General features: G+C 49.7%; 11 protein-coding genes. All 11 read left to right on the top strand.

Annotation, left to right across the window (positions count from 1 at the left end):
* The first annotated feature begins 13 nt into the window (after positions 1-13).
* The 11 genes from GBK04_RS05495 to GBK04_RS05450 all read left to right on the top strand — a co-directional run bounded on the left by GBK04_RS05495 (position 14) and on the right by GBK04_RS05450 (position 22644).
* Entirely contained in the window at positions 14-3259 is a 3246-nt protein-coding gene (locus tag GBK04_RS05495) for a hypothetical protein (RefSeq protein WP_373330737.1), read from the top strand.
* 718 nt (positions 3260-3977) lie between these two features.
* Positions 3978-4403 (top strand): DUF11 domain-containing protein, encoded by a 426-nt coding sequence (locus GBK04_RS05490; RefSeq protein ID WP_152757599.1) that lies wholly within the window; start codon positions 3978-3980, stop codon positions 4401-4403.
* Positions 4385-4699 (top strand): hypothetical protein, encoded by a 315-nt coding sequence (locus tag GBK04_RS30350; RefSeq protein WP_373331440.1) that lies wholly within the window; start codon positions 4385-4387, stop codon positions 4697-4699. The genes GBK04_RS05490 and GBK04_RS30350 overlap by 19 nt, the downstream gene beginning before the upstream one ends.
* 170 nt (positions 4700-4869) lie before the next feature.
* Positions 4870-7452, top strand: a complete 2583-nt coding sequence (locus GBK04_RS05485) for an Ig-like domain-containing protein (protein WP_373330736.1) — start codon at positions 4870-4872, stop codon at positions 7450-7452.
* A gap of 125 nt (positions 7453-7577) precedes the next feature.
* Positions 7578-12536, top strand: a complete 4959-nt coding sequence (locus GBK04_RS05480; protein WP_152757595.1) for an Ig-like domain-containing protein — start codon at positions 7578-7580, stop codon at positions 12534-12536.
* A gap of 4 nt (positions 12537-12540) precedes the next feature.
* Entirely contained in the window at positions 12541-13557 is a 1017-nt protein-coding gene (locus tag GBK04_RS05475; RefSeq protein ID WP_152757593.1) for a PorP/SprF family type IX secretion system membrane protein, read from the top strand.
* A gap of 117 nt (positions 13558-13674) precedes the next feature.
* Positions 13675-16074, top strand: a complete 2400-nt coding sequence (locus GBK04_RS05470) for a carboxypeptidase regulatory-like domain-containing protein (RefSeq protein WP_152757591.1) — start codon at positions 13675-13677, stop codon at positions 16072-16074.
* 136 nt (positions 16075-16210) lie between these two features.
* Complete coding sequence (locus GBK04_RS05465; RefSeq protein ID WP_152757589.1) at positions 16211-17122, top strand: PorP/SprF family type IX secretion system membrane protein; 912 nt, start codon at positions 16211-16213, stop codon at positions 17120-17122.
* 115 nt (positions 17123-17237) lie between these two features.
* Positions 17238-20009 carry a 2-oxoglutarate dehydrogenase E1 component gene (locus GBK04_RS05460; protein WP_152757587.1) on the top strand — a complete coding sequence of 924 codons (2772 nt, stop codon included), beginning with the start codon at positions 17238-17240 and terminating at the stop codon, positions 20007-20009.
* A 99-nt stretch (positions 20010-20108) separates the two neighbouring features.
* Positions 20109-21713, top strand: coding sequence for a 2-oxoglutarate dehydrogenase complex dihydrolipoyllysine-residue succinyltransferase (gene odhB, locus GBK04_RS05455; protein WP_152757585.1), 1605 nt, complete (start codon positions 20109-20111; stop codon positions 21711-21713).
* Positions 21714-21840: 127 nt separating this feature from the next.
* Positions 21841-22644, top strand: a complete 804-nt coding sequence (locus GBK04_RS05450) for a hypothetical protein (protein ID WP_152757583.1) — start codon at positions 21841-21843, stop codon at positions 22642-22644.
* Positions 22645-22710 lie beyond the last annotated feature (66 nt).

The following is a 22710-nucleotide window of genomic DNA, read 5'->3' as shown; positions in this document are numbered from 1 at the left end:
TCAAACAAGACCCATGAAAATAACTTTCCCTTCCAGATATGTGGCGTGTGGGATACTATTCGCGCTGCTTTGGGCCATTTTTCCGGCTCAGGCACAACGCTATCCTTCGCAGGAACAATTTGGCAAAAACCGCATACAGTACCGTACTTTCGATTGGAAAATCTTTAGGTCTTCCAATTTCGAGGTGTATCATTACCAAGGCGGAACCAATATGGCCCGCCTCACCGCGCAGTTTGCCGAAAGCGAATTCGACCGTATCACGGAGCTTCTGGGGTACACCCCCTACAATCGCATCAAGATTTTCCTGTATAATTCTCCCGGTGAGTTACTCCAAAGCAACATGGGGTTGGCTACTTTCGGAGATTTGGATGATCAGGAACTGGATCTGGCCCAGTCACGGGTCGAAATTGCATTTACGGGTGATCAAATCAGTTTTCGTAAAAACCTCGTAATGGAAATTTCCCGCCTATTTGTATACGATATGTTGTACGGCGGAAATCTGAAAGACGCGCTCCAGAGTTCATTGCTATTGACCCTACCCGACTGGTTCATGTCGGGTATTGCGGCCTACATCGCCGAAGGTTGGACGCCCGAGCTGAGCGATTATATGCGGGATGTGGCTCTCAAAAGACCGATCAAAAAGCCCGCTCTGCTCTCAGGTCGGGATGCCACAGTGGTAGGGCAGTCGATCTGGAACTACATTGCCGAACGTTACGGGAAGGATAATATTTCCAACATCCTGAACCTGACTCGTATCATCCGCACCGAACAAACCAGTATTACCAGTACGCTGGGGGTACCTTCCTATTCCCGATTCCTACGCGAATGGAGGGATTTCTACGGTACCCTGGCCACTCAGGCCAAGCAGGGTTATACGGAACCTACCCCAAGCTGGACCTACCAGATCCATGATCAGCATGCTATGACGGACAACCCGTCAATTCAGATTTCACCCGATAAAAAATGGATTGCCGTCAGTGAGTTGCGCAAGAACCGCTACAAAGTTACCGTGTTCAACCGTGAAACCGGTCGGGACATTGTGATCCGGCAGGGTAGTGTCCAATTGGGCAATGCGCAGCAGAGTAGCATGCTTCCGCTACTTTCATGGACAAAGTACAATACCCTTGCACTGGTAGTGGAGGAGAATAACCGTCAGAATTTGTTCATTTATGACAAACTCGACACAAAACGGCCCGTGATAAAAATCAAGCGAAACATCCGCGGGCTCGAACAGATTGTGGACATGGACATTTCGGATGATGGTACCATGCTGGCAGTGAGCGCTGATAAAGGAGGAAAGAATGATCTGTATCTGGTGAGTGTGGCCCGGGCCTCGGTGATTGCCCTTACCAATGACCTCTTCGATGATCTTTCCCCACAGTTCGTAGCGGGATCGGCTCGCAGAGTAGTTTTTACCTCCAACCGACCTACCGACTCGTTGGGCACGGATCAGGGCAATTATAAGAATCTGACGACTTCCGTGGGCCTTTTCGAACACGATGGATCGCCATCGGCCGAGACAGTCACTCGTTTGGTAGATTCACTGGGTAATTCGCTGGCGGCGGTACATGCCGATGAAGAAAGCATCTATTTCTTATCGGATTACAAAGGAATAAGGAACCTATTCAAATTCAACCGCCAGAATCAGGAAGTAACTCAGCTTACTAATTATTTGTTTGCCATCCGCAACGCGGATATCACTTTGCAGGGAAGCGGTGGAATTGTGTACAGCAGACTCAATAATGGCGGGTACCAGATGGCATTCGTAGACCGCTTGGATCCGAATGCTTCGCTAGATAGCCCTGTATTGAATAAAACCGGAAAGACATCGGTGGCGGTGGCTCCGGGTTCGCTGGTGCAAGCGGGTAATGCTAAGGCCAGTACTCCAGCTGTCAGCCAGGATACGCTTAACCAAGCGAATGTAACTCCAAAAATTACCCTTCGTGAAGGAGAGGTAAATACCGATGATTATCAATTTGATGAGGACATACTGAAAACATTTGAATTCAGACAGAAAAAGGGTAGTCTGGCTGCTGTACCTACGTTGGTGCCCAAATCCCGCAAACGCGAAAACATAGCCATTAAGGGGCCTTATGATTATCGGGGCCTGTTCATTGCGAATGACGCTACTTCTGACTGGAGGATTGATCCGCTGCGGGGATTCGGCTATGCCCAGTCGATCTCAATGAATGATCTTTTGGAAAACCATGTGATCAAGGCAGGCTTTTTTGTTTCGACAACCTTCCGCAATAGTGATCTGTTTGCCGAATACACCAATAACACCTATCGGGTTGATTTTGGAGCCAGGATGGATCGGAAAACACTTTATGTGGACTACGGCAATATCCAGAAGTATCGGTTCAATCAATTTCAGGTTTTTGCTTCCTATCCTTTCTCAACTTATGCCCGGTTTGTGGTAAGCCCCACTTTCACGGTTACGAGGTTGATAACCCTCGGGCCCGGAGCCCTCACCGAACCCGATCGTTCCACACAATACGGGGGGATAAAATCCGAGTTTGTATTCGACAATACGGCAGTGAACGGCATGAATATGGTAGAAGGTACCCGTTTTAAGGTACGGTATGAGAATCAGCTAGGTATTGGACAATCCTATCAGAACTTCAACCGCCTGAGTGTGGATTTTAGGCGCTACCAAAAAATCCACCGCGATTTGATTTTGGCACTACGGGTTGCCTATAGTCGCTCGGGCGGTAATGCGCCCAAACAAAATATTATGGGGGGGATGGAGAATTGGGTACTCAATAAGAAAGACAGCCGACCTAATAGCAATGACAATCCCCTGTATTTTGGGGAAGGTATTGACAATCGGGATATTTTCTTTGCCGAATTTGCGACTAATCTACGAGGGTTCAATCTTAATCGGCTATCGGGTACCAATTATGTTCTGGGAAATCTGGAGCTAAGGGTTCCCTTAGTGAAATATCTTTACCGAGGTCCCATAACTTCCAATTTTCTCCGGAATTTCCAGGTTATAGGTTTTAGTGACATTGGTACCGCCTGGACTGGCAAAGGACCTTTCAGTCAGGAAAACAGCTTGAATACTGAAATAGTAGGAGGGGGTTCAGAACCATTCAGAGCAACAGTCACGAATTTCAGAAACCCCTACCTAATGGGTTATGGTGTGGGAGCGCGTACAATGCTCTTTGGCTTTTATGTTAAATTCGACTATGCCTGGGGAGTCGACAACGGTGTACGCGGCAAAGCGATTCCGTATGTAACTCTTGGTTACGATTTTTGATCTTCCGTATATTATTTCCCAGTCAATCAATCGCTTGGAACCTCCTGGGAAGATCGACATTATTTTGAGAGAGTCTACCTATAATAGGTGAGCTATTTTTAAATATATGGTTAGTTAAATGAAAAAGTGCCAAAAATGGCACTTTTTTGGCTAGAGACCTTCAGGCTCAAACTAGTATTTTTTACGATGCTGACAGTACCTATTATGCCGAGGCTCTCAACGCACGAACCGGAGAATTAGGTTCATTGGATTTTTCCAAAGCTTCAAAACGATGGAGTATGGTGTTAATCTCAATGACTTGTGGAATTTGGCATAATTTGTGTTACAAATCGGAGAAAGAACCCTGGCATTTTATAGGCCACTATAAAGAAATCATTCAGTGCGGTGTGTATTTGAGTGGCTTTCACAACCAATACACTTGGGATAGGGATATAGACAAACTGATATCCGGACTATGCGTTTAAAAAAAACGGTGGTGGGATCATGTAAGTTTGTTTACCAAATATATAACATCTAATTTTGTTATATTTGTTGAAAAAATAAAGCATACTATTCGGAGATAAAATATCGGTGCAATGAGCACAGGTATTTCTGTTGTGAAGGAAGATGAAATTTCATTATTCTGGCAACAGAATAGTAATGTTTAGAGAAGGCCCGCCTGTTTATAAGGCTATACGATACACACTATATAATACTACAGGTTTTTAACGCCGTATCTATGAATACTCCACTACTACTAGGGAAAATTGTATCCTTTTTGAATAGTTGCAGAGCGCAGCTCTTACCATCACCTCATTCCAATAAGGGTATTTATTTGTCATCGCCTTCGCGTGATTCTGATCAACTCCAACACAGAATACCAATAAGATTTGTAGTTGAGACACTACCAAGGAATAAGCATTCCGCTGGAATTCTGGTAGTATTAGCTACGTTCTTCCTAACCCTTTCCACCGCTTGGGCTCAGGTTGACCTTAGTTTATCTAAAAAGATAGATAATTCAAAGCCTGCTATTGGAGAAACAGTCACCTACTCAATTATTGTCAAAAACACGGGACTACTTCCCGCGACTGGGGTAGTCGTGAAGGATAGCCTACCCATGGGTGGGGTTACTTATTTAGGAAATGTATTAGTTCTGGGGGGATAGATTATACCCCTGATTCGGGTCTTTGGAACGTAGGTACCGTATTGCCCGGCGATTCCGCCATTTTGGATATTAGTGCCAGAGTAGAAGCGCAGGGAATTTTCTTTAATGTGGCCGAAATACAATCCATGAACGAAGAAGACACGGATTCGTGGCCGGGTGACGGGAAATTTGATCAGGATGATATCGCTAGCACCTGTTTTTCAGTCCCATTGGATTGGTACGCGGGGATGAATTCATTGTTTCGGTCCCTCCCGGTTATAAAGGTATTCAGTGGTACTACAACGGATCGCCAATAAATGATTCTACTATGGTAGACGGGGTGACCGTTGCTGTTGTTAACTCCGATTCGACGCTTACAATCAAGGGACCGGGATCCTATACATTCCTATCTACTAGTGGAGTATTATACCCGGCTTCGGGCTTTTGTGCAATAGAAGTGGTACCTGGTGCTTTTTTTGACCTGGCTTTGAGCAAGTCTTTGGCTCCGGGCCAAGCGTCCACGGTAACAGCGGGTTCCTTGGTGAAGTTCCGGCTGACGGTGAGCAACGAGGGCAACATGGAGGCCCTGCAGATTGCCCTGAGTGACTCATTGCCCGAGGGCATGACTTTGGCCGACACATCTTGGACGGCCTCGGGCGGCTTCGCTACCCTGAACGTGCCTCTGGCCGGACCGCTGTACCCGGGTGCGACGGCCTTTATTGACATCACCTTGCAGGTTGATTCGAGCTTCACGAGCGGCACACTGACCAACTTTGCGCAAATCAAGGACGCTAGTTGTGCGACGGACGAACCGGTAATCGACATAGACTCCACGCCGGACAACGGATTTAATAATGGCGAGGACGATGATGACAGCGAGTCCATATCTATTTCGCAGTGCCCTACTATTACATTAACTACTTCGTCGGATAAAGTTATTTGTGAAGGAGAGTCAGTAGTTCTGAATGTGACAGCAAGTGAAAGTGGAGCTACCATCGACTGGTATACAGTTCCAACGGGTGGAACGCCCTTTGTGACGACAGCCAGTGAAGCTGATCAAACCCTCAGTCCCACCCAAACTACTACCTATTATGTAGAGGGTAGTTTGCAGGACGACTGCAAAAGCGCCCGCGTGCCCATAACAGTAACGGTAAACGCGAAGCCTACGATACCGGTTGCGCCAGGAAATATCCAGAATATCTGCCCTGATACAACGGCTGACCTTACGACCATTGACTTGACGGCTTCAACACCGGGAGGTTTTTTTGAATGGCGTGAAGGTATGTTGTCTACCTCGGCCCTGGTGGATGATCCTACAAAAGTCGAGGCGGGTACCTATTACATTTGCGAAAAATCAGTGGAGGGTTGTTATGGCAGTGCCCAGGCTGTGGTCGTGAACATTGTTCCCTGCGACTGTCAGTTGGAATATAGTGTGGCCGCCGGTGTAGATCAGGAGGTATGCGCCGGAATGCCGATATCGGTGACAGCGACCACGTCAGGTACGGTTTCAGGAATTATCTGGACTACCTCAGGAACCGGGACATTCGCTAATGCAGATAGCCTCAATACTACTTACACACCCTCTGCGGCCGATATTGCAGCAGGAGAAATAGCATTGACAGTAACGACGAACGATCCTGATGGAGACGATACTTGCGTTCCCAAAATGGATGCTTTGACCGTTGTAATCATTCCCCAACCTGCTCCCGCGTATGGGGTAGCCTGTGACGATACCCTTATCTGTGTGGGTAAGAGCACGAAACTGCTTGGATTTGCTCCTGGTTATACCATTAATTGGTACACAACTCCTACGGGCGGCACACCCATTGGCACAACACCAAGTGGTGGCAAACTAACTGTTTCTCCATCGGCGACTACCACCTATTACGCTGAGGCCATTGGCGACAAGGGATGCAGCAGTGAAGAAAGAACACCAGTAACCGTAGTGGTACAACCCTGCTCCTCGGATCTGGCTATTGTAAAAACCGTTCTAACCCCAGCTCCATATTCCGCCGGCCAGGAAATAAATTATTCATTAACGGTTACGAGTCTGGCCGTTGGCAATGCCTCCAATGTGACAGTGGAAGATGTTCTGCCTGCTTCATTACTATATGTGGCTTCGGCTCCGGCGGGCGAATACAATGCGGAAACCGGAGTTTGGACAATTGGAAATATGATCAACGGATCGAACCGGGTATTGGTCATAACTGCAAAGATCCAGGACAATGCTTCGGGTGATATCACAAACACGGCTATTGTGAAGAGTCCGGATAACGATCCTGGTAATACAAGTAACGACACTTCAAGTGTTACCATCAGGGTGGGTAATCTGGCAGATCTTATGCTGGCCAAGAAGGTATCCACAGTGAATCCGGCTTTGGGTGAAAGCATTACGTATACCCTCGAGGTGTCCAATAACGGGCCTCAGCGCGCCACGAATATAGAAGTTACGGATCAGCTACCCGCGGGACTTGAATTTGTATCTAGTACGGATTTCTCTAAAACAGGAAATTTACTGAAAGGTACAATTGACAGTATTGAAGTGGGGGACACCAAAACACTAACCTTCCTGGCCAAAGTTGTCAGTGGTACCTCAATCACCAATATCGCCCAAATCAGTAAATCCGATCAGAAAGATCCTGATTCTACACCGGGCAATGGCTACTCGAATGGAGAAGACGATGAGGCTTCGGTGACCGTGAATACCGGTTGCCCAACGATTGATCCACCCATTATCGCATGTGCTCAAACTACTATTTGCGTGGGTACATCGGTAACGCTCACCGCTGTGGGATGTAAAAACGGTACCGTTAAATGGTCGAACGGGATGGAAGGGGTCTCTATCACATTGCCCATCGACCAGACAACTACCTTCACGGCCGTTTGCCAGAAGGATGAGTGTAACAGCATACCATCTAATCCGATTACAATTAATGTAGCGAACACTGTGAAGCCCGTGCTCGCCAGCAATGTGAGCTCAGTCTGTGAAGGGGGAAGTGCCACCCTGACTGCTGCGAATTGTAATGGCGTGCTGGTGTGGTCAACCGGAGCCACAGGTACCCCCTGGTAGTGACACCAACAACTACTACTACCTACACTGCGTATTGCAAAAAGAATGAATGCGTAAGCGATACTGTCTCTATCACGATCCAGGTAGGTCAGCCTGGACCTGCACCGATCATCACGTGTGGCAAAATGGAAATTTGTCCCGGTGAAAGTGTGGTTCTGACCGCCCATGAGTGCGAAGGTGTTGTGAAGTGGTCGGATGGAGAAACGGGTACCTCCATTACCGTAAGTCCAATGACGACTACTTCGTATTCGGCCAAGTGTGTGATTGGCACATGCGAAAGTGCGCAATCGGAGCAGCATGAGATCAAGGTAAGCAAACCCGACGCTCCGATGATAGCCTCCAACAAGCTCACCGTTTGTCCGGGTGGAAGCGCTACCCTGACGGCCACGAATTGTGAGGGAACCGTAAAATGGTCGACGGGTCAGACAGGTACCTCAATTAACGTTACCCTGGCTGCCACGAAGAGTTTCACAGCTACCTGTAAGACGGAAGCCTGCGAGAGTGGTGAGTCTAATACCGTTACGATCAACGTAGTAATACCGACAACCCCGATCATAGCCAGCGATAAAACCGTAATCTGCTCAGGCGATTCGGTGAAATTAACCGCAACCGGATGCGCAGGCACAGTAAACTGGTCAAACGGCCGGATGGGCGCTAGCATATACGTCTCACCATCGGCTACTACCAGCTATACTGCGAAGTGTAAGGTGGAGGGTTGCGAGAGCGGGATATCCAATACGTTGACGATCAACGTAAACACCTCGGGTACTGCACCGGTCATCGCGGCCAACAAAACGGACATTTGCGCCGGAGACGAAGTTACGCTGACTGCCACGGGCTGTATCGGAAGCGTAAAATGGTCTAGTGGGGCTGAAGGCGCTTCGATCAAGGTCAATCCGACGACCACCACGAATTATACCGCCACTTGTAAAACCACCGCAGGTACCTGCGCAAGTGGTGCGTCCAATCAGCTGACCATTCAGGTGTCTCCTGTTACACCACCTGTGCTGACGGCTAACAAAATGTCGATTTGCGCGGGTGACAGTGTTACCATCACGGCAACTGGTTGTACGGGGCAAGTAAAATGGGACAATGGCATGACCGGAGCGAGTATTAAGGTTAAGCCTACCTCTACCACAACCTATACCGCTACTTGCGAAAAAGGTACCTGTATCAGTGCGAAGGCTACCATAACGATTGACGTCACGACGACGCCTCCGCCAACGGTTGTATGCTCAACCGACAGTATTTGCAAGGGAGGCAGCGTGACCCTCCTCATTGAAAACTGTGCAGGTACGGCTAAGTGGTCTACCGGCCAAACCGGAGTCGCCATTGTGGTTAGTCCGGTAGTTACCACAAACTATACCGCAAAATGTGTAGTGAACGGCTGCGAGAGCGCAAGCTCAGGAGTATACAAAATCAATGTCGTTGAGCCCTTGAAGCCCGTGCTTGTAGCTTCCAAGAATTCAATCAATGCGGGAGATTCGACAAAAATTACGGCTACGGGTTGCGAGAATGGCATGTTGGAATGGTCAAATGCAAGCGCTGGAAACAGCATAACGGTTTCACCCACCAGCACGACTACCTATACAGCCATCTGCATCGTGAAAGAATGCATCAGCGATACTGCCAAGATTACCATTATGGTGAATGGATGTGATGTGGTAGCCCCCACTATCACGGCCAGTTCACCGACGGTATGTGTCGGCGATTCGGTTACCTTGAGGGCAACTGGATGCACGCAGACAGTAGTATGGTCTACGGGCCAAACCGGGCCTAGTATTACAGTGGCCCTGAGTGCGACCAAAACTTTTACTGCCTCTTGCAAAGTAGACGATCTGTGCACCAGTACCCCTTCAAATGCCGTGACCGTAAGCGTTACGAAGCTAAGCGTACCCACCATAGCCGCAAGCTCGAAGAGCATCTGCTCGGGTGATAGTGTCAAGCTGACCGCCATGGGTTGTGAGGGTAACGTGATGTGGTCAAATGGAATGACAGGAGCCAGTATTTTTGTAAAACCAACTGCCACTACATCGTTCAGTGCCGTATGCAAGCTGGGGAGCTGCGAAAGCAAGCCCTCACTGGCCTGCGTCATCACGGTAGGTAAGCCCGAAGCGCCTGCGATAGTTGCAGCAGCTACAACGGTGTGCTTCGGTGAATCCGTTAATCTGACGGCCAGTGGTTGTAGTGCAAACGCCACAGTCACCTGGTCAAATGGTCAGACGGGTAGTTCAATTGTTGTTTCTCCTGAAGCTACCACGACCTATACCGCCAAGTGTATCACTTCGGGCAACTGCCAGAGCAATGCCTCAACCCCCGTAGTCGTCAAGGTGGTTCCAAAGGTAGACAAGCCGCTTACTCAGAATCTGACGAACAGCTGTCCTGCTACAACGGTGAATCTGACGCTGGGAGTCACCAGCACGCCGAAGAGCACGGGTGGTACCTTCATCTACCGCAAAGGAATCACGCCAGGATCAACAGCTGTTGAAAACCCAGCTTCGGCTCCCGCAGGTACCTACTATGTGTTTGAGCAGACAACCGCAGGCTGTTACAGCGCGCCTTCGATAATTGTCGTGACGATTACCAACTGTAACAACCCGGTAGCTTGTGAAACCAATCCTGCCACTGCCAACGCGGGTAATGACGCTACGATTTGCGCAGCGGTATCCTATCAGCTAACGGGATCAATTGGCGGAGCTGCCACCAGCGCGACATGGACTACCGACGGAACCGGAACCTTTGATAATCCGGCCTCATTGACCGCCACGTATATGCCATCACTGGCAGACATCGGGAAAGGTTCGGTAACGCTCAGCCTGAAGACGAACGATCCCGACGGAGCAGGTACCTGCAAGTCAGCAACAGATTCAATGGTACTTACGCTTAAATCCATCAAAATCCGTCCCCGGATTGCAATAAACGGCGTAACAAAAACCGATACAGCGACGACTACCCTCACCGTGTGCGCCGGTGATTCGGTTGTACTTACTGCTCTGGATCTGCTGGATGAAAGCTCATCGGCCTACACATACAAATGGAACGGGGGCGCTGCTTCTTCGAAGGTAAACTTCGTAGTGAAAACAAGCGGTACCTACTCGCTGACGCTGGTCAATAAAGACGGTTGTACCTCGATCGCCTCACCGAAAGTCATCATAATTGTGAAAGATGCTCTGGTTAAGCCTATCGTGTCCAACAAGCGCAACACGTGTCCTGCGACTACAGTTGACCTGACAACAGCGATTACCGGATTGCCTGCGAGTGGAAACTCATACATCTACCGGATTGGAGCTTCACCGATGTCTGACGAGATCGTATCACCCCAAGCGGTAGGTGCCGGAACCTACTACGTGTTTGAAAAATCGAGCATGGGATGTTACAGCGAACCAGCCAAGATCGAAGTAAACATCGTGGATTGTGCTGCTGATACAGTAAAAACGGACCTAGCCATTTATAAAACTGTTGACAAAACCACGGTCAATACCGGCGGAGAAGTTACCTACTCGATTAAGATCAAGAATAACGGACCTGTGAACGCCACGAATATCACAATCCTTGATATACTCCCGGCGGGCATAGAGTACATTGCCGGAGTAGGGTACAGCATTGAAGGAAATGTGATCAAAGGGGTGATTCCTGCTCTTGCCGCCTACGACAGTTTGATCTTCTCTTGTGCTGTAAAGGTGACTGGGGTGGGACCCATCAAAAATGTAGTCAGGATTGCTAATTTTGATCAACTGGATTCAAACCTGTCCAACAACGTCTCCGAGGTCGACATTGTGGCAACCGGCGGACCGATTACCAAGGCAAATTCAATTGGGGTAGCTAAAATGGCCGGGACACCCGTTAAGATTTCCGAGGGCGTATACGATGTTCCCTATACCATCATGGTCAAAAACCTGGGTACGAATGACCTGACCAAAGTCCAGGTAGATGATAACCTGTCGCTTACCTTTGGAAATGGGGCGGTAATTGTTCCAGGAAGTATATCGGTCACAGCAGATCCAGGATTTACGGTGAATCCGCTGTACACCGGCGCGGGAGCCAACACGGGCTTGCTGGTTGATTCACTCAGTACTTTGCCTCATGGTGTGATGCGCGACATTATGCTGACGGTACGTGTGGATGTGACTAAAGCTACCACGACCACATTTAACAACATTGCGATGGGTTCAGGAATGGGAGCGGATCGTAGTATGGTAGCGGATAGCTCTACTGTCGGCAACAATCCTGATCCTGACAATGATCTCGATCCTACCAATGACAGTAGTCCCACTCCGATTGTACTGAACAGCGTTCCCGGGGAAGCCAGAATTGGAGTAGCCCTTGCGGTGAAGGATACCGTACGCCAATCGAACGGAAGCTATAACATCACCTACGTGGCCATTGTCAAGAACTATGGTACGGCAGCGCTCACTAATGTACAGGTGACCGATTCACTCTTCTCGGTGTTCAATACCAAAACCGGAGCCACATTCCGGAAGGTAGGTACTCCAAGAGCAAGTAATATCAGCCAGCTGGCGGTTAATCCCGACTTCGATGGAATTAATGATGTAGAGTTGTTAATCAGTTCCAACAGTCGACTGAACGCCGGTGCCACCGATACCCTGACGTTTACGATCAATGTTTCCACCGACGGACGCAGTACCCCCTACATGAACTGGGTATATGCTTCGGCTAAATTCGGAACAATAAGCGTTGCGGATAAATCGACGAACGGCCTGAAGCCTGACCTGAATGGAAACAACGATCCGACCGAGGCGGGCGAAAACGAATTGACACCGATTGTAATTCCGGGTGGTACCAAGATATTCATACCGGAGGGCTTCTCACCCAATGGCGACGGTATCAACGACTACTTTGTGATTCGCAACACGGGTGGCAAGAAAGTGATCCTTGAAATTTACAACCGCTGGATGACCCTTGTCTATAAGAACAACGATTACAAAAACGACTGGGATGGCACCACCAACAATGGACTGCGTGTAGGAAGCACCAGCCAGGGACTGCCGGATGGAACGTACTTCTACGTCGTGAAACTTGAGAATGGAGAGCAGTTTGTAAGGTACCTGACTATAACACGCTAAGATTATGATACGAAATTCTAGAACGAAGAACTGGGCCTTACTGGTACTGCTAATCCTTGGGGTTGGCAGTACCAAAGTACTCGCGCAGCAGGACAAGATGTACTCGCAGTACATGTTCAACATGATGGCGCTCAACCCTGCCTATGCAGGTAGCCGTGATGTGTTAAGTGCTACGGGCCTGTATAGGAACCAGTGGGTCAATGTGGAGGGCGCGCCCAAAACCATGACCTTTACCCTGGATGCTCCTGTCAATAAGGAGCGGGTGGGCCTTGGCCTGCAACTTTACAATGATCAGATTGGCTTACAGACCGAAACGGGTGTCTACGCTTCCTATGCCTTCAAGATTCGGGTAGGCGAGCGCAGTACGCTGGCGCTGGGCCTTCAGGCTGGAGCCACAAGCTTTCGATGGAGCCTTACAGAAGCCGTATTGTCGCCCGGAGGCGGTAGTGATCCTGTCTTTGGACAAAACATTTCGAAGATACTTCCCAACTTTGGGACCGGAGTCTACATCAGTAATGATAAGTCGTATCTGGGTATTTCAGTCCCTCAGTTGATTGCCAACAACCTTACTGAATACAACACAGGCGACAACCGGGCTAAGCAGAAACGGCATGCCTACCTGATGTCGGGCTTTGTGGTAGGGCTAGGCAGTACCCTCAAATTGAAACCTTCATTACTGGTCAAATATGCAGATGGAGCGCCCCTGGGCGTAGATGGAAACCTTAACTTGTGGATCAATGACCGCATCGCGATCGGTACCTCCTATCGGCATAACCAGTGGAGTACCCTAAATAACAGCAGTGGATCGGGCAACAACATTAACAACTACATCAGTGATGCCGTCGTAGGCATGGTGGAGTTGCAGATTACAGACCAGTTCCGCCTGGGATACGCCTATGACATGATGTTGAATGGACTGAAGCAAACGAATTTGAGCATCAACTCGGGCAGCCACGAAATAATGCTCCGCTATGAGTTTGGTTATGGGAAAAGCAAGATTCTGACACCGCGCTATTTCTAACGACCTAGTCGTACCACTTCCCACACATTCGCATATCAGGCATATTCTCCCAAGGTACTGTAGCCCAGTTTCTATGAGAATATGCTTTTTTTGTTTCAATTGTTAAAACACACACTGATGAAGTATTTTACTATTCAACTGATCCTCCTTTTACTGGTGTATCGGGGTTGGGCCCAGTCGACGATGGAGCTGGCCGATCGGGAATACAATTCGCTTGCTTACCTTAAGGCGGTCACCCTTTACGAGGAGGCCCTGAAAAATCCTAGCCTTAACAAAGGTGAAATACTTTCGGCACAGGCCAAGCTGGCTTACAGCTACCGCCAGTTAAAAGATATGCCGAATTCAGAAAGGGTGTTCCGGCAATTGATAAGCGACTTTGAGCAGGACTTGCCAGCCGAATACGTCAATTGTTATTTGTACTTTGCACAGGTGTTGGCCAGTAATGGTAAATACGGAGAAGCGCAGGAGACATACGAGAAATACAATACTTTGAACGCCGAAGACCGTCGGGGCAGTAAATTCTCCAAGCTGTACAGCAACGTGGCGCTTCTTACTAAAAACGCCGGTTCTTACAAAGTCGAACATCTCAATATGAATAGTTCGGCGGCGGACTTCAGCCCTACCTACTATAAAGACGGACTCGTGTTTGTGTCAGGACGTGATGAAGCGCTGGCCATCAAACGGGTTTTCAACTGGGACGAAACGTCTTTTCTGGATTTATACTATCTACCCAATCTAAAAAAAATCAAAGGGCAGGCTACAGCCTCGCTGGGCGGTTCGATCGATCCGGTACCCAGGATAAAGCGGCGTTGGAAAAGTGTATTGGGTATGGATGCTTATACGGCCCTTACGCCAAACGACTCCCGCACTGTGGGCTTTTTTGCCGGGGTTGCCTATAATACCAATTTGGGCTATGAAGAACGCCCGCTTACCGAATCACAGCGATTTAGCAAGACTCTTAATACAAAATACCACGAAGGGTCGGCTACCTTTACCGCCGATGGAAACCGGATTATCTTTACCCGTAATAACTACAATAATAACAAATACAAAACCAGCCAAGAGGGTATTAATAAGCTCAAGCTCTACACGGCAGAGCTGGTGAATGGAGTTTGGACGAACGTGGAGGAATTGCCACTGAACAGTGACGAGTATTCATCGGGACATCCCGCACTGAACCCTGACAACACCTTGCTCTATTTTGCTTCCGACCGTCCCGGTGGCTTGGGCGGTACGGATATCTATGTGTCGCGTTTTGAGAACGGAGTCTGGACCGAACCCCTCAATGCAGGACCGGAAATCAACACCAAAGGCAATGAAATGTTTCCTTTTGTGGACCCGGTGGGCAATCTTTATTTTTCATCGGACGGCCATGCCGGCATGGGTGACCTGGACATATTTTACGCTCCTATGGAATCCTATTGCAAAGCAAAAAAAAGCATAAACCTCGGCGCACCCATCAATTCCAATCGGGATGACTTTGGGTTGATTACGGACGCAGAGCGGACGACGGGCTATTTCAGCAGCAACCGAAAAGCGGGAGGGATCGATGACGACATCTACCGGTTTAGCCGGCAGGGCCCCCTGTATGCATGCCGCGACCTGACCGTGGCCGTATTTGACGAAGCTACCGGAGAACCCCTTGTGAATGCTCTAGTAGAGATAGAAAATAAAAGCAATCCCGGCGGAGAGCGACAGGTGAAGACCGACAGCACGGGCAATGTACTGCTCTGTTTGACGGCCGAAAATCAATTTACGTTTGTGGCCTCCCGCGAAGGCTATCAAAACAGTACCCTGGGGTTCAGTACGGAGGCATTTGACGATGAGCGACCAACGAGCCTGGAGATACCCCTGAAGCGGACTGTGGCTCCCAGGGGGCAGGAACCCACGGTTATCAACAACGCAACCGGTAGGGTCCTGGCCCGTCAGGGTACCCGGCCGCTGCCGGGTGTGGTGGTCACTATTAAGGATGCTACCGACGGTACCATCCAAAACACAACCACCGATGCCAGTGGCAATTACGGATTTACGGCGGTACCCGGGCATAACTACACCCTGGATGTGAAGTCGAATGAATATGGTACCTTCGGAAAGCAGGTAATTGGTTATAATCCTGCTACTAACCTGGATCTGGATATTCAGATGTTCGAAAAAGGCGACGTGGTCAAAATCGACAACATCTATTATGACCTCGATAAAGCCACGATTCGTCCCGATGCGGCCTTTGAGCTAAATAAGGTAGTGGAAATACTGGAAAAGTACCCCATGATGCGCATAGAGTTGGGTTCCCATACGGATAGCCGCGCCACCGCGCGGTATAACAGAATTCTGTCGAACGACCGGGCCAAGGCGGCTCGCGAATATCTGATGTCGAAGGGGATCTCAGCCGACCGAATTACTTCGAAAGGCTTTGGAGAAAGCCGACTGGTAAATAATTGCGGCGACGGTAGTGACTGCACCGAAGAGGAGCACCAGAAAAACCGGAGAACCGAAATACGGGTACTTAACTTTCAGTAGGTACCCCCACGGGACTGAATGAGGCAGGAGAAATTTTTCTCCTGCCTTTTTTGTATTTTATTGATGTGTTGACTTGATTATGTCTTTATTTGTCAGATTTCCTGGCCGCCCAGGTACCTGAACAGACTATTTGCTTATGAAATCAATTCTTTGCCGACGCGCCGTACTGGCCGGGACACTTGCCCTGGGAATGGCGCTGCTTTTTTATTCAGAGGCCCAGGCCCAAAAAGAAGTATTGTACGAGCAGTACATCCAAAACCCCATGGCCATCAATCCCGCTTTTACGGGTGTCCGGGAGGATTTCAATATGTCGGTGTTGCTCCGTCGGCGCTGGTTTTTCATTCCGAACGCGCCTATCACCCAAACATTTGCCATGGATGGCACCGTGGCCAATGGCAAGGTAGGGTTGGGACTTCAGGCCCTGAACGACCGGATGTCGCCCTATTATACCACAGGTGTGTACGGTTCGGCGGCCTACCATTGGGATGCCTCGGTAAGCTGGAAAGTATCCCTGGGGGCTCAGGGAGGGATTAACGTACTACCTGTCTATGATTTTGCCTCGGGTACCTCGCTCAATCGGGCCTTGGGAAGTTTCGGACTGGGGGTGTGGATTCATTCGGACGAATTTTATTTCGGCGTTTCCAAGCCGGAACTGTTGTCGCAGGGTTATGGCAACGGACAGAATTCGCTTGTGTACAGCAAACCCCTGTATATCACAGCAGGAGCCACGCTTCAGTCCTCCGATCAGGTCAAAATCATACCCAGTGTCTTGTTTGTTCAGGAGTCAGGCTCCAAGTTGCGGATTGACGTAGGGGGGCGGTTATGGTACGATGAAAAGATAGGCCTGGGCGCATTCTATCGCATGGCGAGGGTCAACTATGTGCAGCTCTCGGGCGAAGCTCAGGTAGGTCGAAATGTTCGCCTGGGGTACATTTACAATTCAAGGGCTATTGAGAGCAGCATCGTCGGGATCAACAACACCCCGATCAGCATACACGAAATCATGCTCAAATTCACACCGAATCCGTCGGGATTTCACATGAATTGATTCCTGTTTTTCCACTAAATTCCCTTGTGAGGAACCCTTTAAAATGGGTATTTTATATGCCTTGTTTGGAAACATCTCGTAACTTTGTCGCGTAAAAGAAAAATCACCACCCGTGATGGACAAATATTCGTATATAGCTAACTCAGACGGCGCTTACATCGAGGAATTGTACAATTCCTATAAGCAGGATCCCACCTCAGTAGATGGAGGATGGCAAAAGTTTTTCGAAGGCTTCGACTTCTACCAGAAGTACCCTTTGAATGGAAATGGCCACGCCAACGGGGCAGCTACTAAAGCCGCTCCTCCGAACGGCAAGCCCGTCGCAGCGCCGGTGGATGCTTCCCGGATCCAAAAGGAAATGGAGATCGTCCACCTGATCCGGGGGTACCGTTCGCGCGGGCATCTTCTAGCCCGTACCAACCCTATCCGGGAGCGTCGGGACCGTCTTCCCAGGCTGGAATTGGCGGATTTCAATCTGTCCGAGGCCGACCTGGATACGGTTTTTGAGGCAGGTACCGAAGTGTTTGGCAAGCCTGCTACCCTGCGTGAAATCGTGGACGCCCTGAAAACAATCTATACCCGCGAAATCGGATTCGAATATCTCTACATCCGGGATCGGGAACAGAAAAACTGGCTGCGGGACAAAATCGAGAAAGAGGCGCTGAATATGAATTTTTCCATTGACGAGAAAAAGCATATTCTTTCTAAACTCAACGAGGCGGTTGTTTTCGAGAATTTCCTCCATACGAAATACATTGGTCAGAAGCGGTTTTCGCTGGAAGGCGGCGAAACGACCATCCCGGCTCTGGATGCCATGATCAACAAGGCTGGCGAGATGGGAGTGGTGGAGGTGATGATCGGGATGGCCCACCGGGGACGCCTGAACGTGCTGGCCAACACCATGCGCAAAACCTACGAGCAGGTATTCAATGAATTTGAAGGCAATCTGCCCGATCAGGTCTGGGGCGATGGCGACGTAAAGTACCACATGGGATTTTCATCCCAGATCACTACCACGGGTGGCCAGCAGATGTACCTGAAGCTGGCGCCTAATCCATCGCACCTGGAAGCCGTGAACCCCGTGGTGGAAGGCTTTATTCGCGCCCGCGCCGATGGCATGTACAACAGCGATTATGATCGGGTACTTCCCGTACTTATTCACGGCGACGCCGCCGTAGCGGGGCAGGGGATTGTGTACGAAGTGACGCAGATGTCGGGCCTCGAAGGGTACTATACGGGAGGTACCATTCACTTTGTGATCAACAACCAGGTAGGGTTTACCACCGACTTCGAGGATGCCCGGTCAAGTATCTACTGTACGGATGTGGCCAAGATCGTGGACGCTCCGGTGCTGCACGTCAATGGCGACGATCCCGAATCGGTAGTATTCTGCATGCGACTGGCGGTAGAGTACCGTCAGAAATTCAACAAGGATATCTTTATCGACATGGTGTGCTACCGCCGCCATGGTCACAATGAGTCGGACGAGCCGAAATTCACGCAGCCCGTTTTGTATAAATACATCGAGAATCACCAGAATCCGCGGGAAATCTACCAGAAAAAACTGGCTGAGCGGGGTGATGTGGATGCCGAACTGGCCGCCACGATGGATAAGGAATTCAAGGCCCTGCTGCAGGAGCGCCTGGAAATGGTGAAGCAGAAGGTACTTCCCTACGCCATGCCCAAATTGGAGCAGGAGTGGAAAAGCCTGCGCGTATCTACCCCCGAAGATTTCGAGAAATCGCCTGCTACGGGCGTTCCTCTGGAAAGTCTGGAAAAAATCGGGCAGGCAATCACCACCCTGCCGGAAGGCTTCAGTACTCTCAAGCAGATTGATAAATTGCTCAAAGATCGCAAACAGATGATTTTTGAGGATAGGTCGGTTAACTGGGCTACGGCTGAATTGCTTTCCTATGGATCGGTGTTGCTGGATGGCAAAATCGTGCGGTTGAGCGGGCAGGATGTCCAGCGGGGTACCTTCTCGCACCGTCATGCGGTACTGCACGATGCCGAGACCAACGAAGCATATAACAACCTGGACCACATCCAGTCGGAGCAGGGTAAGTTCATGATTTACAATTCTCTACTCTCTGAGTACGGGGTACTGGGCTTTGAGTTTGGCTACGCGATGGCCAACCCCAATGCACTGGTAATCTGGGAAGCCCAGTTTGGTGATTTTGCCAACGGGGCTCAGGTAATGATCGACCAGTTCATTACATCCAGTGAAACCAAGTGGGACCGCTGGACAGGATTGGTAATGCTGCTGCCCCACGGCTACGAAGGCCAGGGGCCCGAGCACTCCAACGCCCGTCCCGAGCGCTACCTACAGTTGGCGGCCGACAACAATATCTTCGTTACAAACGTAACCACCCCGGCGAACCTCTTCCACATGATGCGGCGGCAAATGGCGTTTCCGTTCCGTAAACCGCTGATCGTGATGTCGCCGAAGTCCATGTTACGGCACCCCTTGTGTGTTTCGCCGCTGAATGATCTGGTGGAAGGACGTTTTCAGGAAACCATTGGCGATGCATTTGCCGATTCGAAAAAAGTGAAGAAGGTACTGCTGTGCACCGGAAAGATTTATTACGAACTTTTTGAAAAACAACAAAAAGAAAACCGCGACGATGTGGCCATCATCCGGGTGGAGCAGTTGCATCCTTTCCCCAAGAATCAATTGAACGCCTTAATCGCCCAATACAAAAAAGCAAAAGTATATTGGGTGCAGGAAGAGCCTTTCAACATGGGCGGCTGGACATTCATGCTACGCATGTACTCCGAGCAACCGTTGGAAGTGATTGCCCGGCGCCCAAGTGCCTCGCCTTCCACAGGTTTTGCCAAAATCCATGCCCAGGAGCAGGCCGAAATCATACGGCGGGCGTTTGAGTAGTTTTTGGCCGAAAGGGCACACGCTTGGTAGATTGGGTTACGAGCCTACCCGCTGTCGGGACACTCATAACTCATAATTCATAACTCATATCTATTTAAAATGGCTGAATTAGAAATAAAAGTACCCCCTGTGGGCGAGTCCATCTCCGAAGTGACCATAGGTACCTGGTTTAAGAACGAAGGGGATATGGTGAAAATGGATGAGGTGATCTGTGGCCTGGACTCTGACAAGGCTACCTTCGAACTGACCGCCGAAACAGATGGCATACTCCACATAAAAGCCCAGGAAGGCGATACCCTGGCCATTGGCGACCTGATTGCAACCATCGAATCCCAGGCGTCGTCGAATGGAGCCGCCACGCCGGAACCCGCCAAGCAGGATACACCTGAGAAAAAGGAAGCACCGGCTCCGGCGGCCCAGCCCGCAGCGGCGGCTTCCCCCTCGAAGGTAATCGAAATGAAGGTACCTACGGTAGGTGAGTCCATTACGGAAGTCACGATCGCTTCCTGGAACAAGAAGGACGGCGACCATGTAGAGCTTGACGAGATTATCTGCGAACTGGAATCAGACAAGGCTACTTTCGAGCTGCCTGCCGAATCGGCAGGTACCTTGCGGATTGTGGCGGCCGAAGGCGAGACACTGGAAATCGGGGCGGTAATCTGCCGGATCGAAACGGGCGGTACCGGCTCGGCCACTGCTTCCTCGACAGGAAATTCTGATAAAACAACCACTGCCCCTGAGGTACCTACGCTCCACCAGTCAGATTCGGACGACATATCGGCCAATTCGGCCCATACATCGCCCGTTGCGGCCAAAATATTAGCCGAAAAAGGTATAGATCCCAAAGACGTGAACGGAACGGGTGCGGGTGGAAGAATCACCAAGGAAGATGCTCTGAACGCTCAGAAATCGGCTCCCAAGCCCGCAGAAGCCAAAGCGCCTCCCGTGGGTGTTCCCGGAAATGCTGCTACGCCTGAGAAAGCCGCGCCTTCAGCGGATGGAGAACGGGGTACCCGGCGCGAGAAGATGTCATCCCTGCGCAAAACCATTGCCCGGCGGCTTGTGGCGGTCAAGAACGAAACCGCCATGCTCACTACCTTCAATGAGGTGGACATGAAACCAATCATGGATTTGCGGGCGCAGTTCAAAGATAAGTTTAAGGAAAAGCATGAGGTAGGGCTGGGCTTCATGTCCTTTTTTACCAAGGCAGTATGTGTGGCCTTGCAGGATTTTCCGGTAATCAATGCCTACATGGATGGTGATGATGTCGTGTATAATGACTTTTGTGACGTATCCATCGCCGTATCTTCGCCGCGTGGCCTGGTGGTACCGGTAATCCGCAACGCAGAAAAACTATCTTTTGCCGGAATTGAAAAAGAGATTGTCCGTCTGGCCACCCGCGCACGGGACGGTAAGCTGGGGATCGACGAAATGACTGGAGGTACCTTCACCATTACCAACGGGGGTATCTTTGGTTCCATGCTTTCAACGCCGATCATCAATGCGCCCCAATCGGCCATACTGGGTATGCACAACATCGTGGAGCGCGCCGTGGTGGTAAAGGGTGAAATTGTGATCCGTCCCATCATGTACGTGGCGCTGTCTTATGATCACCGTACCATCGATGGCAAGGATTCGGTAAGTTTCCTCGTACGGGTCAAGCAGTTGCTGGAAGATCCGGCCCGTCTGTTGCTCGAATTATAAGCGCAGCAAGCTGAGCGGTTCCTTTTTTCTGGACTAGATTTCCCATCAAAAGTCCGGTGCATAGCACCGGACTTTTTTTGTACTTTCGGCATAATATTTGTTAAGTAATTAAAAAATACACACACACATGATAAAGAAACTGATTCTGACGAGCGTACTGCTTTCCCTGGTTTTGGGATGTAAGAAAAACGACGATGGTACCTCACCTGATTTACAGGGAAGTGACTGCCTGATTAAGTCGGAAACTATTGATGGTAAGCCCTACCGTACCTATGAATACGACGATGATCAGAAGCTGTTTCGGATCGTCCAGAACGAAACTAAGGCGAATAACCGGGTAGAAAAGCGGTTTTCATTCGACTACGACCAGAGCGGCCGGGTAACTGCTTTCCGGGAAACCAATCTGCTGGCGCCTTTCAACAATTATCAATACGAAATGCATTACACCGCCGCCGGCTTGATTGACACGGTCAGGAAATCACAAATATTCAATTCCGGTCCCAAACTTCTTGAAACCTACATCTTGGAATATGACAGTCAGCGGCATCTTACCAAATATAAATGGGGCGATAACTACTGGCGCTACGAGTATGACAATGCAAAAAATGTGACCAAGTGGTTCGCGAAGTACCCCTCGGTTGCACCGATTGAAGGCCTGCTGGCTGAGTTTGGCAACTATGACGGGAAGCACAATACCTATGCATTCTCGACGCCCACGCAGCTGATCAATCTGGTAGGCGGGGGAGGAGCCAGCGCGCAGAATCCCGGTAGTTTCAAGTTTTACGAAGCCAGCCTCACACCAACCCAAACGGGCGTAGTCACCTACAAGTATAACGAACACAATCTACCTACCGAAGCCAGCATCTCTGTTTTTACGGCAGGCGGTGCTTCTTCTACACAGGTATATAAATTTGCTTATGAATGCTTGTGAATTTCGTTGAAAGATATTTCAGTCCCGTGCTTAACAGTACGGGATTTTTATTTTTGCTAAAATTCA

This window comes from Salmonirosea aquatica (assembly GCF_009296315.1).
GTDB classification, from domain to species: Bacteria; Bacteroidota; Bacteroidia; order Cytophagales; family Spirosomataceae; genus Salmonirosea; species Salmonirosea aquatica.
This window is presented reverse-complemented; position numbering and strand designations above follow the sequence as displayed.

Excerpts from the sequence above, each read along its gene's own strand:
- GBK04_RS05470 (WP_152757591.1), top strand. The coding sequence starts at position 13,675 with ATGAAGTATTTTACTATTCAACTGATCCTCCTTTTACTGGTGTATCGG.
- odhB (WP_152757585.1), top strand. The coding sequence starts at position 20,109 with ATGGCTGAATTAGAAATAAAAGTACCCCCTGTGGGCGAGTCCATCTCC.
- GBK04_RS05465 (WP_152757589.1), top strand. The coding sequence starts at position 16,211 with ATGAAATCAATTCTTTGCCGACGCGCCGTACTGGCCGGGACACTTGCC.
- GBK04_RS05475 (WP_152757593.1), top strand. The coding sequence starts at position 12,541 with ATGATACGAAATTCTAGAACGAAGAACTGGGCCTTACTGGTACTGCTA.
- GBK04_RS05480 (WP_152757595.1), top strand. The coding sequence starts at position 7,578 with ATGGAAATTTGTCCCGGTGAAAGTGTGGTTCTGACCGCCCATGAGTGC.
- GBK04_RS05450 (WP_152757583.1), top strand. The coding sequence starts at position 21,841 with ATGATAAAGAAACTGATTCTGACGAGCGTACTGCTTTCCCTGGTTTTG.
- GBK04_RS05490 (WP_152757599.1), top strand. The coding sequence starts at position 3,978 with ATGAATACTCCACTACTACTAGGGAAAATTGTATCCTTTTTGAATAGT.
- GBK04_RS05460 (WP_152757587.1), top strand. The coding sequence starts at position 17,238 with ATGGACAAATATTCGTATATAGCTAACTCAGACGGCGCTTACATCGAG.
- GBK04_RS05495 (WP_373330737.1), top strand. The coding sequence starts at position 14 with ATGAAAATAACTTTCCCTTCCAGATATGTGGCGTGTGGGATACTATTC.